Source organism: Citrobacter sp. RHBSTW-00881 (genome assembly GCF_013728515.1).
Lineage (GTDB): Bacteria > Pseudomonadota > Gammaproteobacteria > Enterobacterales > Enterobacteriaceae > Citrobacter > Citrobacter braakii.
Map to the genome: position 1 here is coordinate 696,957 of NZ_CP056269.1, position 13,894 is coordinate 710,850.

A 13,894-nucleotide genomic window follows, 5' to 3' on the forward strand; every position below is an offset into this window, starting at 1 on the left:
CCGCTGCCCGGTACTATTCAAAGGATAATCCATAAATGAAGCAGCTCTCTTCACCGTTACAGCAGTACTGGCCGACCGTTGTTGAGCGGCTGCCAGCAGCAATATCTGAGTCCTCGCTTAGTATTCAGGCGAAGTCAGTGCTTACATTCAGTGATTTTTTTCGCGACAGCATTATTGCCCATCCTGAATGGCTGGTCGAACTGGAGAGCACGCCACCCGGGGCGGATGAATGGCAACACTATGCTGATTGGTTACAGCAAGCATTGGTCGACGTTAGCGATGAAAACACGCTGATGCGTGAGCTGCGCCTGTTTCGCCGTCGCATCATGGTGCGTATCGCCTGGGCGCAGACGCTGTCGCTGGTGACGGAAGAGAGTATCTTGCAGCAGCTAAGCCATTTGGCTGAAACGCTGATCGTCGCCGCGCGTGACTGGTTATACGCCGCCTGCTGTCGTGAATGGGGTACGCCCTGTAATCCACAAGGTGTTGCGCAACCGCTGCTGATTTTAGGCATGGGGAAACTGGGCGGCGGCGAACTGAATTTTTCCTCTGATATCGATCTAATTTTTGCCTGGCCGGAGCACGGCAGTACGCAGGGTGGACGTCGCGAGCTGGATAACGCGCAGTTCTTTACCCGTATGGGCCAGCGGCTCATCAAAGTGCTGGATCAGCCCACAATGGATGGATTTGTCTATCGGGTGGATATGCGTTTACGCCCGTTTGGCGACAGCGGCCCGCTGGTGCTGAGCTTCTCCGCGCTGGAGGATTATTACCAGGAACAAGGGCGCGACTGGGAACGCTATGCGATGGTCAAGGCCCGCATTATGGGCGATTGCGACGGTACTTACGTCAGTGAGCTTCGCGCTATGCTGCGGCCTTTTGTTTTCCGCCGCTATATTGATTTCAGCGTGATCCAGTCTCTGCGTAACATGAAAGGAATGATTGCCCGCGAAGTGCGCCGCCGTGGTCTGAAAGACAACATTAAGTTGGGCGCGGGCGGTATTCGTGAAATCGAATTTATCGTGCAGGTATTCCAGCTTATTCGCGGTGGGCGCGAGCCGTCATTGCAATCCCGCTCGCTGTTACCCACGCTCAGCGCCATCAATGCGTTGCACCTGCTGTCAGACACCGACGCGGAACAACTGCGCGCAGCCTATCTCTATTTACGTCGTCTGGAGAACCTGCTGCAAAGTATCAATGATGAGCAGACCCAGACGTTGCCAGGCGATGAACTGAATCGCGCGCGGCTGGCGTGGGGGATGAACGTCGATGACTGGCAGCAGCTAACCGATGTGCTGGCCAGTCATATGGACAACGTGCGCCGGGTGTTTAACGAGTTGATTGGCGATGACGAAGCAGAAACCCAGGAAGAGTCGCTCTCAGAACAGTGGCGTGAACTGTGGCAGGACGCATTACAGGAAGATGACACCTCGCCGGTGCTGACGCATCTGGCGGATGACGATCGCCGGCGCGTGCTGTCTCTGATCGCCGATTTTCGCAAAGAGCTGGATAAACGCACCATTGGCCCACGCGGACGCCAGGTGCTGGATCACTTAATGCCACATCTGCTGAGCGATGTCTGTTCGCGTGACGACGCCTCAGTCCCACTGTCGCGCATCACACCGCTGCTGGTAGGCATTGTGACCCGTACGACCTATCTGGAGCTGCTGAGCGAATTCCCCGGAGCGCTTAAGCATCTGATTTCGTTATGTGCCGCTTCGCCGATGATCGCCAGCCAGCTGGCGCGGTATCCGCTGTTGCTCGATGAACTGCTGGATCCGAACACCTTGTATCAACCCACTGCGACGGATGCCTACCGTGATGAACTGCGTCAGTATTTGCTGCGCGTGCCGGAAGATGACGAAGAGCAGCAGTTGGAAGCGCTGCGTCAGTTTAAGCAAACGCAGCTGTTGCGCATTGCCGCGGCAGATATCGCTGGTACGCTGCCGGTGATGAAGGTGAGCGACCACTTAACCTGGCTGGCGGAAGCTATTATTGATGCGGTAGTCCAGCAGGCGTGGATGCAGATGGTCGCTCGCTACGGGCAACCCACTCATCTTAACGAGCGCGAGGGGCGCGGTTTTGCCGTCGTCGGGTATGGCAAACTGGGCGGCTGGGAGCTGGGCTACAGTTCGGATCTTGATTTGATCTTCCTGCATGACTGTCCTATGGACGTGATGACGGATGGTGAGCGTGAGATTGACGGGCGACAGTTCTATTTGCGTCTGTCGCAGCGCATTATGCACCTTTTCAGCACCCGCACCTCATCCGGTATTTTGTATGAAGTGGATGCGCGGTTGCGTCCGTCCGGCGCGGCGGGAATGCTGGTGACATCAACCGAGGCTTTCGCTGATTACCAGCGCAACGAAGCCTGGACGTGGGAGCATCAGGCGCTGGTGCGCGCTCGAGTGGTGTACGGCGACCCACGGTTGACCTCTCAGTTTGATGCGATTCGTCGCGATATCATGACCCTCGTCCGCGATGCGAAAACCTTGCAGACCGATGTGCGCGAAATGCGTGAGAAAATGCGGGCCCATTTGGGCAATAAGCATCGCGATCGTTTTGATATCAAAGCGGATGAAGGCGGCATCACCGACATTGAGTTTATTACGCAATACCTGGTGCTGCGCTATGCGCATGAAAAACCGAAGCTGACGCGCTGGTCGGATAACGTGCGCATTCTGGAGTTACTGGCGCAAAACGACATTATGGATGAGCAGGAAGCGCTGGCGCTTACCCGTGCTTATACGACGCTGCGTGATGAACTTCACCATCTTGCATTGCAGGAACTTCCGGGCCATGTGGCGCCGGAGCACTTCGACGCTGAACGTACGCTGGTGCGTGACAGCTGGCAGAAGTGGCTGGTTGCCGAGTGAAGTGTGCTATTATCGCGCGCAAATTTTAAGACCCTCAGAGAATCTCTCAGGAGACAGGAATGAAAGTAACGCTGCCAGAGTTTGAACGTGCAGGAGTCATGGTTGTCGGTGATGTGATGCTAGATCGCTACTGGTACGGTCCTACCAGCCGTATTTCACCTGAAGCGCCGGTTCCGGTGGTGAAGGTTGATACCATTGAAGAACGTCCCGGTGGCGCAGCAAACGTGGCGATGAACATTGCCTCTCTGGGAGCGAATTCGCGTCTGGTTGGCCTGACTGGGATTGACGACGCGGCGCGTGCGCTGAGCAAAACGCTGGCGGATGTGAACGTAAAATGTGACTTCGTTTCTGTGCCAACTCATCCGACGATCACCAAACTGCGCGTGCTTTCCCGCAACCAGCAACTGATTCGCCTGGATTTCGAAGAAGGTTTTGAAGGCGTGGATCCGCAGCCACTGCATGAGCGTATTAACCAGGCTCTGGGCTCCATTGGCGCTTTGGTGCTCTCCGATTACGCCAAAGGCGCGCTGGCAAGCGTGCAGCAGATGATTGCTCTGGCGCGTAAGGCTGGGGTGCCGGTGCTTATCGATCCGAAAGGGACCGATTTTGAACGCTATCGTGGCGCAACGCTGCTGACGCCGAATTTGTCTGAATTTGAAGCGGTGGCCGGTAAGTGCAAAAGCGAAGATGAACTGGTTGAGCGCGGCATGAAAGTGATTGCAGATTTCGACCTTTCCGCGCTGCTGATCACGCGTTCCGAACAGGGTATGACGCTGCTGCAACCGGGCAAATCGCCACTGCATATGCCGACGCAGGCGCAGGAAGTGTATGACGTGACGGGGGCGGGCGATACGGTGATCGGCGTGCTGGCTGCGACGCTGGCGGCGGGGAACACTCTGGAAGAGGCGTGCTATTTTGCTAATGCCGCAGCGGGTGTTGTCGTCGGTAAACTGGGGACTTCAACCGTTTCCCCGATTGAACTGGAAAACGCCGTGCGCGGTCGGGCCGACACTGGCTTTGGCGTGATGAGCGAGTCTGAGCTGAAACAGGCCGTAGCCAGCGCCCGCAAGCGCGGTGAGAAAGTGGTGATGACCAACGGCGTGTTCGACATCCTACATGCGGGCCATGTTTCCTATCTGGCGAATGCGCGCAAGCTGGGCGATCGTCTGATCGTGGCGGTAAACAGCGATGCTTCGACCAAACGTCTGAAAGGCGAAACGCGTCCGGTCAACCCGCTGGAACAGCGCATGATCGTGCTGGGCGCGCTGGAAGCCGTCGACTGGGTGGTCTCTTTTGAAGAAGACACACCACAGCGTCTGATTGCCGGCATCCTGCCGGATCTGCTGGTAAAAGGCGGCGACTATAAGCCGGAAGATATTGCGGGCAGCAAAGAAGTGTGGGCGAACGGCGGAGAAGTGCTGGTGCTGAACTTTGAAGATGGCTGCTCAACGACCAATATCATCAAGAAGATCCAAAAAGACAGCGATAAATAACAAATGCTGGAAACGTATCGAACTTTTGGATTCGATACGTTTCTTGCTATTGATGCTGCTGTTTTCTTCAACCCAGAGTAAAGGAATAAGGGGAGAGGGGATTTCTCCCCCCGATTTACTTTTACATGACGTTACAATAAGCGTGCGTCACGCTGACCTTAAATCCGACCCCTCTTAGATTTCGTGGGAAACTGTGAACCAGCGCAGTGGTTTTGCGCACAATATGTACAGAATAACTTCGCATCCAGGGAAATACTGAAATTAGAAAAAGCATATGGCCTTAACAGATATTCAATAACTGGAGGGTATGCTCATGAACAGCAATATGTATTCAATGAACAATTTCGATTTCCTGGCCCGTAGTTTTGCCAGGATGCAAGCTGAGGGCCATCCCGTAGATATCCAGGCGATAACTGGGAATATGGATGAAGAACATCGTAGCTGGTTTTGCAAACGCTATGCGCTGTACTGCCAGCAGGCGACGGAGGCCAGGAAGCTAGAACTGGAACACTAACAGAAAAAACGGGCCTTGCGGCCCGTTGTCGTTTTTACTCTTGCGGATCGACTGACGGGATCGCGGGAGCAGGCTTAACTTCTGCCGTTTTTTCACGCGATTCCAGCTCCGTCAGACGTTGCTCAAGCAGCGCCAGCTTTTCACGGGTACGCAGCAAAACCTGAGTCTGTACATCAAACTCTTCACGGCTTACCAGATCCAGACGGGTCAGCTGTGACTGCAGCGTTTGACGAATTTTCTTCTCGACGTCTTCGCCAAACTCGCGGATCCCTTTCGGCATCGACTCGTGAACCTGACGAGCAATCTGCTCAATTTTTTTCGGGTCAATCATTGTGGTTTCCCTGAACTGGTACGTGTTGTTGCCTATTGTAGTGCGAACTGGCACAGGCATAAACCAGAATTGTGTGAAGCTAAGACGAGCAAAGGCGTTGATGAAGGTAATCAATAGCGTTATAGTTAACCCGCTTATTCTCAGGGCGGGGCGAAATTCCCCACCGGCGGTAAATCAACTCAGGTTGAAAGCCCGCGAGCGCTTTGGGTGCAAACTCAAAGGTCAGCAGATCCGGTGTAATTCCGGGGCCGACGGTTAGAGTCCGGATGGGAGAGAGTAACGATCCAGTCGGGCATGGACCCGCTCACGTTATTTTTTTGCCGCTTAGACGGTACTCCTAAGACTGCCCTGATTCTGGTAACCATAATTTTAGTGAGGTTTTTTTACCATGAATCAGACGCTACTTTCCTCTTTTGGTACGCCTTTCGAACGTGTTGAACTTGCGCTGTCTGCGCTGCGTGAAGGACGCGGTGTGATGGTGCTTGACGACGAAGATCGTGAAAACGAAGGCGATATGATTTTCCCGGCAGAAACCATGACTGTTGAACAGATGGCTCTGACCATCCGTCACGGCAGCGGTATTGTATGCCTGTGCATCACTGAAGACCGACGCAAACAGCTCGATCTGCCAATGATGGTGGAAAATAACACCAGCGCTTACGGTACCGGTTTTACCGTCACCATTGAAGCCGCAGAAGGCGTGACCACCGGCGTTTCCGCTGCGGACCGTGTTACTACGGTGCGTGCGGCAATTCAGGATGGCGCTAAACCTTCCGATCTTAACCGTCCGGGGCACGTTTTCCCGCTGCGTGCTCAGGCAGGTGGCGTGTTGACCCGCGGTGGTCACACTGAAGCAACCATCGACCTGATGACGCTGGCAGGGTTTAAACCGGCAGGCGTGCTGTGCGAACTGACCAATGACGATGGCACCATGGCGCGTGCGCCAGAATGTATCGAATTTGCCGGCAAGCATAATATGGCGGTAGTTACTATCGAAGACCTGGTGGCTTACCGTCAGGCGCATGAGCGCAAAGCCAGCTAATCGCAAATTACCACGTTAGTCGCGGTAAGCATAAAAAACCGAAGCCATCTTCCAGGCTTCGGTTTTTTTGTTTCTTGCTCCGATTATTTGGTTCTCACCCGCTTTAATGCCCATGCGCCGCTCATAATGACGAGCAACAGTAAGCACAAACTAAAGGCCAACAAACAGGCCTGCGCCATGTTCATAAAATGCCAAGGCGGGATCAGATACCAGCCTTCTGACTGCTGGTACAGATCGACAAACCACTTTTGCGTACTGCTGAGCGCCACGCCGTCGGGAACAATGGGAGCGTCATAGCCGCAATCTCCTGTGGGTTTAAACCACTCCGGTGCCCAGTTGGCCAGAGGCAAATTAAAAGGGAATGTCGGATCGGTGGAGCATCCCTGTACGCCAAACAGCGAATCCGGGTCCGGGTTATGTACAGCATAATGAATGCCGTTAAGTTTGATGGAGAACTTAATGCCCAGGATGCTGCCGTAAAATGCCGCGATACAACCGATGAGCTTCAGAACAACATTTTTGGGGTTGATTGCCGCAATCAATCCGCCAAAAACCATCACCAGCATGGCAAAGCGAATGTAGACACATTGTTCGCAGGGGGCCATGTAGAGATAGATTTGGAAGAACGAATGCGCCAGAATAATCAATCCACCCATTGCGCAAGCCATCAACAGCCACAGAAAGCGCTGTTCCTGCCATCTCACCAGGGTATCAACCGGTGTATTGCGTAAGTCTCGCCACGATCCTTTTATGAAAGCCATAGCCGGGTCCCTGTTTATTTTTTCGCGAGCTCTCTGACAAGCTCAGCCATGGAATCAATAGATTTGATATTTTTGGTGTAGATCAGGTATTTACCATTGACGACGTAAGCCGGAACGCCCTGGATTTTGGCGACATCATATGCTGCTTTCCATTTCTCCAGCGTTTGCTGGACGGCTGGATCCTTCAATGCCGCGTCAAAATCAGCCTGGCTCATGCCCGCTGCATCCAACCCTGTTTTGATGAATGAGGCGGGATCTTTACCCTCTGACCAGCGCTCTTTCTTATCGTGGTAGGCGGCGTAATAAGCGAACTTGGCTTTTTTAAACTGTGATTTGGCGTCAAACAATGAAATACCTGCAGCCATGTCCCTGGCAATCATTACGGCAAAGATTTCACTGGCCTGCTTACCGTATTCCCCTTTGGTTTCCAGATGAAACGGAGTGAAAGTAACGACATCGGCGACTTTGTCTGACACGGGCCCTGTCACGGCTTTATCATATTTGTAGCAAAATGGGCAGGCGTAACTGAATACTTTGATCAACGTCTTATCAGCATTGGGAATTGGTTTTTCCAGAACCATATAATCAGTGCCTTCAGTAAACGCTGATGCTGCAAACGGTGAGGCAAGCGCGGCGGTTAATACCACACTTTTAAATAATGAAGTGATCCATTTAGATGACATAATTAATCCTTAATCTAACGTAATTATTTAAACATTTGGCGTGGATGAACCAGCAATGCACGGTAGTGAGTTTGATTTGGCTTATCGGACAGGACATTAATTTCGACTTTGACTTCTTTTGTTTTGTAGTCAATTTCGTTGATTTTGCCGATGGTTGGCTGTCTAACGTCAAATAAATTAATCGAACCACCAAAGCCAAACATGGTGTCGCGATCTTTTTGATATTCGATAACCGAGGTGATAGGGCTATAAAAATCATAACCGCGCTCTTTTCCGTACTCCCAAATTTGCTGGACGGTCCCTTTTTTCTCGTCAATTTTATATTCGACGAAACGGGAGTATTTCATCGTTGGTAACGCCGGTTGTTCGAGTCCGCGGCCATCGCCGTTGTCAAAAATGGTGAGCGTTCCTTTGCTGGAGAGCCATGCGGTGTGTTGAGTGTAGGTAAAATCAAAATCGGTATTCTCGCACTTGCCATTTTCATCACATTTCAGTGCGTTGCCTTTATCATCAACCGGTTTTAACAGCTTGCTTGCCAGCGCCTTATTCCAGCCTTTAGACGGTGCAAGGATCCACTTCACCTGTTTATCTCGACCGATTTTGACAACCCCCTGATGGCGGGAAGAGATAATGATGGCGTCATCTTTGGCGTCAAAGGCGATGGAGTTAACGTGCGCCCAGTTACGACCCGCACCCACGCCGAGGGCATCACCGTAGGGGGTATCTGGCTCCAGTTTTGCCTGCTGGCCGGCATGAGCGAGGTCCACGTTGACGCATACCGCGCCCGCATCCAACGCACCCAGCAGTGCATCACGCATCGGATCGAGAATTTTTGTCAGATCCCACACGTCAACAACACGACCGGATTTGTCGACTTCAATAATCTGGTCGCGGATAGTTTGCACGTGAATGCCATCTTCCTTGCGATAGTCCCGTTTACCCACGCGAAGCAGTACGGTGCCGTTCACCGTTTCGACGGACTCATGCGATGCGTCGAGGAATCCGCGCGGCAGCTTATGGTCGGCCAGAATCTGGCCCATCATATCGAACTCATACCAGTGCTGGCCCTGTACGGCGGTGAAGGTGCCGCGCGGTGTCTCCCGTATGCCCATCAGGTAACCGCGCTTGTTGATATCCATGTCATGACCGTCATAGAAAGTGTCCTGATCCAGCCACCAACGATATTCGCCTTCCGTATCAACGACAAAGGTAAAGGGTGCGATATCAAAGGGTAATGCGCCACCGGCCGGACCTGCATCCAGGATACCGGCATTTTTATCTTTTTCACCATGCCAGTGGAATTCTGCGCCCTGCGCGGTAAAGGTGTGGGTATTCACCAGATAGAGACGGTCTTCAAAGCCAGGTGCGACCTTAATAACGTTTGTTTGCTGTAAATCGGAAATAGAACGGCTATCCATGTAGTGATTAACGATGGCAGATGTTTGCACCACGTAATCTTCCTTGATGGCCTTGCCATTTTCTTTATATTCAACAGTGACCTTATTAGCAAACTTTTGATAAAGGCCAAAAATAGGAACCCCATCGTAGGTGGCGAGGGATTCTTTGCCGACGGTATAGGTAATTGGGACTCCTTTTTCACCTTTACCATGAACGGTGACTTTAACATCCGAAATAACGTGACTATCTAATTCAACCAGTGCGGTAAGAGGGGCGTTTCCGTATGGGTCAACGACTATCGCACCCAATTTTCCTGCGGGCTGGGCTGGTTGGAAACCTGCGGCAAATGAATTCCCTGCGGCAAAGCCAAACGTCAGTGCAAGCGTTCCGGCTAGAAGTGTTTTTCGGTACTGTGTAAACATGGATATATCTCCTTATATTATCTTTAAATATAACAGTGCTGAATATATTATGTTTTTACGATGTGAATATAATAAAAAATGGTATTGCTGATGCTACTTTTATGGTGAATATATTAATATTGATGAAATGTATTATTTTGCAGGTGCTAATTTTTATTATTTTGGGGATGGTATGAGTGCGTTATTTTAAGGGCAATATTTATTATTGCGCAGTGTGATCTTGTCGACATTGTTTTATTTTTTATAACGGTGTTAACTATTTGCATAGCTGCTGGTTTATATGATCGAAATCATATATTTGTTTCTGGAATATGCCACTATAGGAGTATGTCAGAATAAGGTTGTGTAAAATTTTAACGTTAAATGTTTAATGATGTTAAATTTTAAGGGTAAAAGAATGTTTATCGCCTGGTACTGGATTGTATTAATTGCACTCGTTGCAGTTGGTTATTATTGCCATATGAAGCGTTATTGTCGGGCATTTCGGCAAGACCGGGATGCATTACTCGAGGCGCGAAACAAACTCTTTCGTCGTTCTGGCGAAGATAACAGCGCGGTTAAGGAACAGGAATAGTCCTTCACGTTCTGCTATGGATGAGCGGATGCTGTAAATTAGCAGGGTGGCATCCGCCCTCTGAATTAGCCGATCCCCATGGACTGGAGGATGACAAGACTTAACCCCATCACCGACATTCCACAAAGTACCCCATAGCTGGGATTATTATTCGGGTCGATCTCTTTTGCCAACGGCATTAGCTCATCGACGGACAGCGCCACCATAATTCCTGCGACTGCTGCCATTATTGCCGCCATCACCACCGGTGAGATCAGGCTCCCCAGAATTAACCACGCCAGTACGCCGCCCAGGATTTCCGCCATGCCCGAGATCCCGGCCCAGAATATCGCCGTCCGTTTGGAGCCCGTGGCTGCATAGACTGGACCCGCAACGGCTAATCCTTCAGGAATATTGTGTAATGCGACGGCAAGGGCAATACCAAAGCCTAGCTCGAGGTTGCTGCTGGCGGTAACAAACGTCGCTATCCCTTCCGGGAAGTTGTGCAGGCTAATGCCGAGCGTTAATAAAATCGCGGTACGTTTAATGGAGCCGGGCAGAGGCCGCGTGGTTTTCTGTACCAGATCCTGAGGGTGCGCATGCGGCAATAGGCGGTCAAGGCCAAAGTATCCCAGTAAGCCAACGATAAACATTCCGTAGCCCAATACCGGCGACATGCCTTCAGCAGCCAGTGCGGCTGGGAGCATCTCCATCAGTGAGATCAGTAACATAATCCCTGCGGCGAAGCCTAACGAAAAGGCGAGTACGCGGTTGGAGGGTTTTTGCTCTAACACGCCGAGAAATGCGCCGATAAACGTGGCGGCGCCTGCCAGTAAAGTCAGAAGTAAAGGTACTGACATCGACAAATAAAACTCCTTATCAATCTGCTGTCCGGGTCAGATCGTCAAAATAACTGATGATCTTCATCATGGTTATCTGAGTTCTTCATCAGCCGAATAAGCGTATTGTGGTGGTATCAAAATGACTCCCTCAGTAAGGATATCATCATGTCTTCAACTCGTATGCCAGCATTGTTTTTGGGTCACGGTAGCCCGATGAATGTTCTGGAAGATAACGTTTATACCCGCGCCTGGCAGCAACTGGGGGAAACGTTGCCGCGCCCGAAAGCCATTGTGGTGGTCTCGGCGCATTGGTTCACTCGTGGCACGGGCGTGACGGCGATGGAAGCGCCTAAAACGATCCACGATTTTGGCGGTTTTCCGCAGGCGCTGTATGACACCCATTACCCGGCTCCTGGATCACCGGAACTGGCGCAGCATCTGGTTGACTTGCTGGCCCCAGCGCCCGTTACCTTAGACAAAGAGGCGTGGGGTTTTGATCACGGTTCATGGGGCGTGCTGATCAAGATGTACCCGCATGCGGATATTCCGATGGTGCAGCTGAGCATTGACAGTACCAAACCTGCGGCCTGGCATTTTGAAATTGGCCGCAAGCTGGCGGCACTGCGTGATGAGGGCATTATGCTGGTAGCCAGCGGCAACGTGGTGCATAACCTGCGCACTGCGCGTTGGCACGGTGAGAACACGCCATATCCGTGGGCGACCTCATTCAACGAATATGTTAAAGCAAACCTGACATGGCAGGGACCGGTTGAACAGCACCCGCTGGTGAACTATCTCGATCATGAAGGGGGATCGTTATCGAACCCGACACCGGATCACTATCTGCCGCTGCTGTATGTATTAGGTGCCTGGGACGGCAAAGAGCCAGTGACTATTCCTGTTGACGGGATTGAGATGGGAAGTTTGAGTATGTTGTCGGTGCAGGTCGGATGATAAATGCGCCCGATGGCGCTGCGCTTATCGAGCCTACAGTTCGTGCTGTAGGCCGGGTAAGACGCAGCCACCACCCGGCACTCTCAGTCATTCGACAAAAATATGCGGATAGAAACGCGAGAGATCCTGCGTGATCAACGCGCGGTCTTCGCGAATGCCAATGCCAGCTGGTTGATCGTTGATTAGCCAACTGCCGATCAACATATAGCTGTCGCCAAACTTCGGTAGCTGATGGAATTGCTGCACGATCATACCTTCTTCGCCGTACGGCCCTTCCACTGCTTCGATCGTTTTACCGTTTTCGATAATTGAAACGTTCGCGCCTTCACGTGAGAAGATCGGCTTTACGACGAATTTATCCATCTGAGGATAGTCATCTTCGGCGAAATACGCAGGCAGCAGATTCGGATGATCCGGGAACATTTCCCACAACAGCGGTAATAACGCTTTGTTGGAGATGATGCTCTTCCAGGCTGGTTCCAGCCAGCGAACGCCAGCGTCTTCCAGCTTAGTGGAGAACATTTCACGCAGCATGAATTCCCACGGATAGAGCTTGAACAGGTTAGCTATGACCTGATCTTGCATATCCGTGAACTGACCTTTTTCACCAAGACCAATATCTTCGACATAGAGGAATTCAGTGGCGATTTCAGCTTCGGCAGCGCAATCCTGCAGATACTGGATCGTTCCGCGGTCTTCCACCGTATCGCGACAACAGGTCAGATGTAGCAACTGAAAACCATACTGCTCACGCAGCTCGGCGAAACGCTCGATCAGCTTTTCCTGCAGACTGTTGAATTGATCGCTGCCTTCCGGCAGGTTGCCTGCATTGAGTTGGTCTTCCAGCCAGATCCACTGGAAAAACGCAGCTTCGTACAGAGAGGTTGGCGTATCGGCGTTGTTTTCTAACAGCTTAGGCTCGCCCGTGCCGTCCCACGCCAGATCGAGACGCGAATAGAGCGACGGTTGCTGTGTCAGCCAGGACTGGCGGACAAAGCCCCAGGTATGCTTCGGAATGCGAAACTTGGTCATCAGCTCATCGCTGGCGATGACCCTTTCCACCACTTTGAGGCACATTTGATGCAGCTCTGCGGTGACCTCTTCCAGCTTTTCGACCTGAGCAAGCGTGAGCTTATAATACGCATCCTCACACCAGTACGGCTCGCCGTACATAGTGTGAAAGTTGAAACCGTATTCGGTGGCTTTATCGCGCCAGTCCGGGCGCTCAACAATACTGACTCTTTCCATGACGATCAGCCGCCCATTGAACGAGTGGTAGTACCGCTTGCGCTACGCTGCATGGTGCTCTGTTTAGCCACAGATTCGCCAAATCCGCCGCGGGTTACGGTAGAGGTGGTAGCCGGTTTCGGCGCCATGGCGGTTTTCGGTACGGTCATGGTGCGACCCGGCGTTGCGGCGCCGTAGTTTTTGCCGCCGGCATCCGTATATTTGCCGTATGCCGGGCTGGCCGGATTTTTCGAGCTGAACAGCGGCTGCTGAGCGCCCATACCGCCACCCATCATGCGGCCCATCATATAGCCTGCCATCAGCGGCATCCAGAAGCTGCCGCTGCTTTGATTCTGCGCCTGAGCCTGGCCTTCACCGGTCGGCGCCATGCCCGCTTGTGCAGGTGCCTGTTGGCACTGGCCTTCGCCGAATTCAGCGATACAGTCTTCGCGAGTGGCGTATTTTGGCGCGGTGCGTTCAGCTTCTTTCAGCGCATTGTTAAACGCGGTGGTACATTCGGCGCTTTTACCCGGATTAGCTGCAGAGCAGTCGTCCGCGTTCTGATAAAGCGAAACCGTTTCGTCACTCTTTTCACAGCCCGCGAGCATAAAAACAGCGGTAACTGCCAGAGCGACAGGAGTCAGGTGGCGCGCGCTCCAGCTTTTGCGGAACGAGGCGTGATGTATAGATTTTGTCCGTTTCATTTATGTCTTCCAGGACCCAGTGGTAACTCTGCTCAGAATAGAGGATGACTGGTCGAAATTGAAGCGGGAAGAGGCGAGAATGCGGAAGAAGGGG

13 protein-coding genes and 1 riboswitch are annotated in these 13,894 nt (G+C 52.1%); of the genes, 6 read left to right on the forward strand and 7 right to left on the reverse strand.

Features of this window, described 5'->3' with window-relative positions; translation table 11 throughout:
- The first annotated feature begins 35 nt into the window (after positions 1 to 35).
- From glnE to glgS, 3 genes are all read left to right on the forward strand, one after another.
- A complete protein-coding gene (gene glnE / locus HV311_RS03435) occupies positions 36 to 2,876 on the forward strand; it encodes a bifunctional [glutamate--ammonia ligase]-adenylyl-L-tyrosine phosphorylase/[glutamate--ammonia-ligase] adenylyltransferase (protein WP_191220709.1) in 2,841 nt (946 codons plus the stop codon).
- A gap of 59 nt (positions 2,877 to 2,935) precedes the next feature.
- Positions 2,936 to 4,369: a bifunctional D-glycero-beta-D-manno-heptose-7-phosphate kinase/D-glycero-beta-D-manno-heptose 1-phosphate adenylyltransferase HldE gene (hldE, locus tag HV311_RS03440; protein WP_016154530.1), complete on the forward strand. Its 1,434-nt coding sequence runs from the start codon at positions 2,936 to 2,938 to the stop codon at positions 4,367 to 4,369.
- A gap of 307 nt (positions 4,370 to 4,676) precedes the next feature.
- Positions 4,677 to 4,883, forward strand: a complete 207-nt coding sequence (glgS, locus tag HV311_RS03445) for a cell surface composition regulator GlgS (protein ID WP_019077704.1) — start codon at positions 4,677 to 4,679, stop codon at positions 4,881 to 4,883.
- 34 nt (positions 4,884 to 4,917) lie between these two features.
- On the opposite strand, the gene ubiK is transcribed toward glgS, so the two are convergent.
- Positions 4,918 to 5,214 (reverse strand): ubiquinone biosynthesis accessory factor UbiK, encoded by a 297-nt coding sequence (gene ubiK, locus HV311_RS03450; RefSeq protein WP_003024618.1) that lies wholly within the window; start codon positions 5,212 to 5,214, stop codon positions 4,918 to 4,920.
- A gap of 132 nt (positions 5,215 to 5,346) precedes the next feature.
- Positions 5,347 to 5,496: riboswitch (FMN riboswitch) on the forward strand.
- A 106-nt stretch (positions 5,497 to 5,602) separates the two neighbouring features.
- On the opposite strand from ubiK, the gene ribB reads away from it, so the two are divergent.
- Entirely contained in the window at positions 5,603 to 6,256 is a 654-nt protein-coding gene (ribB, locus tag HV311_RS03455; protein ID WP_016154529.1) for a 3,4-dihydroxy-2-butanone-4-phosphate synthase, read from the forward strand.
- Positions 6,257 to 6,339: 83 nt separating this feature from the next.
- Here ribB and dsbI read toward each other — a convergent pair whose 3' ends face one another.
- From dsbI to HV311_RS03470, 3 genes are read right to left on the reverse strand one after another with little or no spacing between them, the layout of a single operon-like run.
- Positions 6,340 to 7,017: a protein-disulfide oxidoreductase DsbI gene (dsbI, locus tag HV311_RS03460; RefSeq protein WP_103928607.1), complete on the reverse strand. Its 678-nt coding sequence runs from the start codon at positions 7,015 to 7,017 to the stop codon at positions 6,340 to 6,342.
- A 14-nt stretch (positions 7,018 to 7,031) separates the two neighbouring features.
- Positions 7,032 to 7,700, reverse strand: a complete 669-nt coding sequence (locus HV311_RS03465) for a thiol:disulfide interchange protein DsbA/DsbL (protein WP_019077701.1) — start codon at positions 7,698 to 7,700, stop codon at positions 7,032 to 7,034.
- Between the two features lie 23 nt (positions 7,701 to 7,723).
- Entirely contained in the window at positions 7,724 to 9,520 is a 1,797-nt protein-coding gene (locus HV311_RS03470; protein ID WP_191220710.1) for an aryl-sulfate sulfotransferase, read from the reverse strand.
- Positions 9,521 to 9,917: 397 nt separating this feature from the next.
- Between HV311_RS03470 and HV311_RS03475 the strand changes: the two genes are divergently transcribed.
- Complete coding sequence (locus tag HV311_RS03475; protein ID WP_016154525.1) at positions 9,918 to 10,094, forward strand: hypothetical protein; 177 nt, start codon at positions 9,918 to 9,920, stop codon at positions 10,092 to 10,094.
- Positions 10,095 to 10,159: 65 nt separating this feature from the next.
- On the opposite strand, the gene zupT is transcribed toward HV311_RS03475, so the two are convergent.
- Positions 10,160 to 10,933 (reverse strand): zinc transporter ZupT, encoded by a 774-nt coding sequence (gene zupT / locus HV311_RS03480; protein ID WP_191220711.1) that lies wholly within the window; start codon positions 10,931 to 10,933, stop codon positions 10,160 to 10,162.
- Between the two features lie 147 nt (positions 10,934 to 11,080).
- Between zupT and ygiD the strand changes: the two genes are divergently transcribed.
- The gene (ygiD, locus tag HV311_RS03485; RefSeq protein ID WP_131380106.1) at positions 11,081 to 11,869 is read left to right on the forward strand and encodes a 4,5-DOPA dioxygenase extradiol; all 789 of its coding nucleotides are present in this window, start codon (positions 11,081 to 11,083) and stop codon (positions 11,867 to 11,869) included.
- Positions 11,870 to 11,956: 87 nt separating this feature from the next.
- On the opposite strand, the gene HV311_RS03490 is transcribed toward ygiD, so the two are convergent.
- Together HV311_RS03490 and HV311_RS03495 are read right to left on the reverse strand one after the other, a co-directional pair.
- On the reverse strand, positions 11,957 to 13,117 hold the full coding sequence (locus tag HV311_RS03490) for a glutathionylspermidine synthase family protein (RefSeq protein WP_019077698.1): 1,161 nt from the start codon (positions 13,115 to 13,117) through the stop codon (positions 11,957 to 11,959).
- Positions 13,118 to 13,122: 5 nt separating this feature from the next.
- Positions 13,123 to 13,800: a DUF1190 family protein gene (locus HV311_RS03495; protein ID WP_016154521.1), complete on the reverse strand. Its 678-nt coding sequence runs from the start codon at positions 13,798 to 13,800 to the stop codon at positions 13,123 to 13,125.
- Positions 13,801 to 13,894: the final 94 nt, after the last annotated feature.

What these genes read in the sequence shown, in the direction of transcription:
- glnE (WP_191220709.1), top strand. Translation starts at nt 36, where the DNA reads ATGAAGCAGCTCTCTTCACCGTTACAGCAGTACTGGCCGACCGTTGTT.
- hldE (WP_016154530.1), top strand. Translation starts at nt 2,936, where the DNA reads ATGAAAGTAACGCTGCCAGAGTTTGAACGTGCAGGAGTCATGGTTGTC.
- glgS (WP_019077704.1), top strand. Translation starts at nt 4,677, where the DNA reads ATGCTCATGAACAGCAATATGTATTCAATGAACAATTTCGATTTCCTG.
- ubiK (WP_003024618.1), bottom strand. Translation starts at nt 5,214, where the DNA reads ATGATTGACCCGAAAAAAATTGAGCAGATTGCTCGTCAGGTTCACGAG.
- ribB (WP_016154529.1), top strand. Translation starts at nt 5,603, where the DNA reads ATGAATCAGACGCTACTTTCCTCTTTTGGTACGCCTTTCGAACGTGTT.
- dsbI (WP_103928607.1), bottom strand. Translation starts at nt 7,017, where the DNA reads ATGGCTTTCATAAAAGGATCGTGGCGAGACTTACGCAATACACCGGTT.
- HV311_RS03465 (WP_019077701.1), bottom strand. Translation starts at nt 7,700, where the DNA reads ATGTCATCTAAATGGATCACTTCATTATTTAAAAGTGTGGTATTAACC.
- HV311_RS03470 (WP_191220710.1), bottom strand. Translation starts at nt 9,520, where the DNA reads ATGTTTACACAGTACCGAAAAACACTTCTAGCCGGAACGCTTGCACTG.
- HV311_RS03475 (WP_016154525.1), top strand. Translation starts at nt 9,918, where the DNA reads ATGTTTATCGCCTGGTACTGGATTGTATTAATTGCACTCGTTGCAGTT.
- zupT (WP_191220711.1), bottom strand. Translation starts at nt 10,933, where the DNA reads ATGTCAGTACCTTTACTTCTGACTTTACTGGCAGGCGCCGCCACGTTT.
- ygiD (WP_131380106.1), top strand. Translation starts at nt 11,081, where the DNA reads ATGTCTTCAACTCGTATGCCAGCATTGTTTTTGGGTCACGGTAGCCCG.
- HV311_RS03490 (WP_019077698.1), bottom strand. Translation starts at nt 13,117, where the DNA reads ATGGAAAGAGTCAGTATTGTTGAGCGCCCGGACTGGCGCGATAAAGCC.
- HV311_RS03495 (WP_016154521.1), bottom strand. Translation starts at nt 13,800, where the DNA reads ATGAAACGGACAAAATCTATACATCACGCCTCGTTCCGCAAAAGCTGG.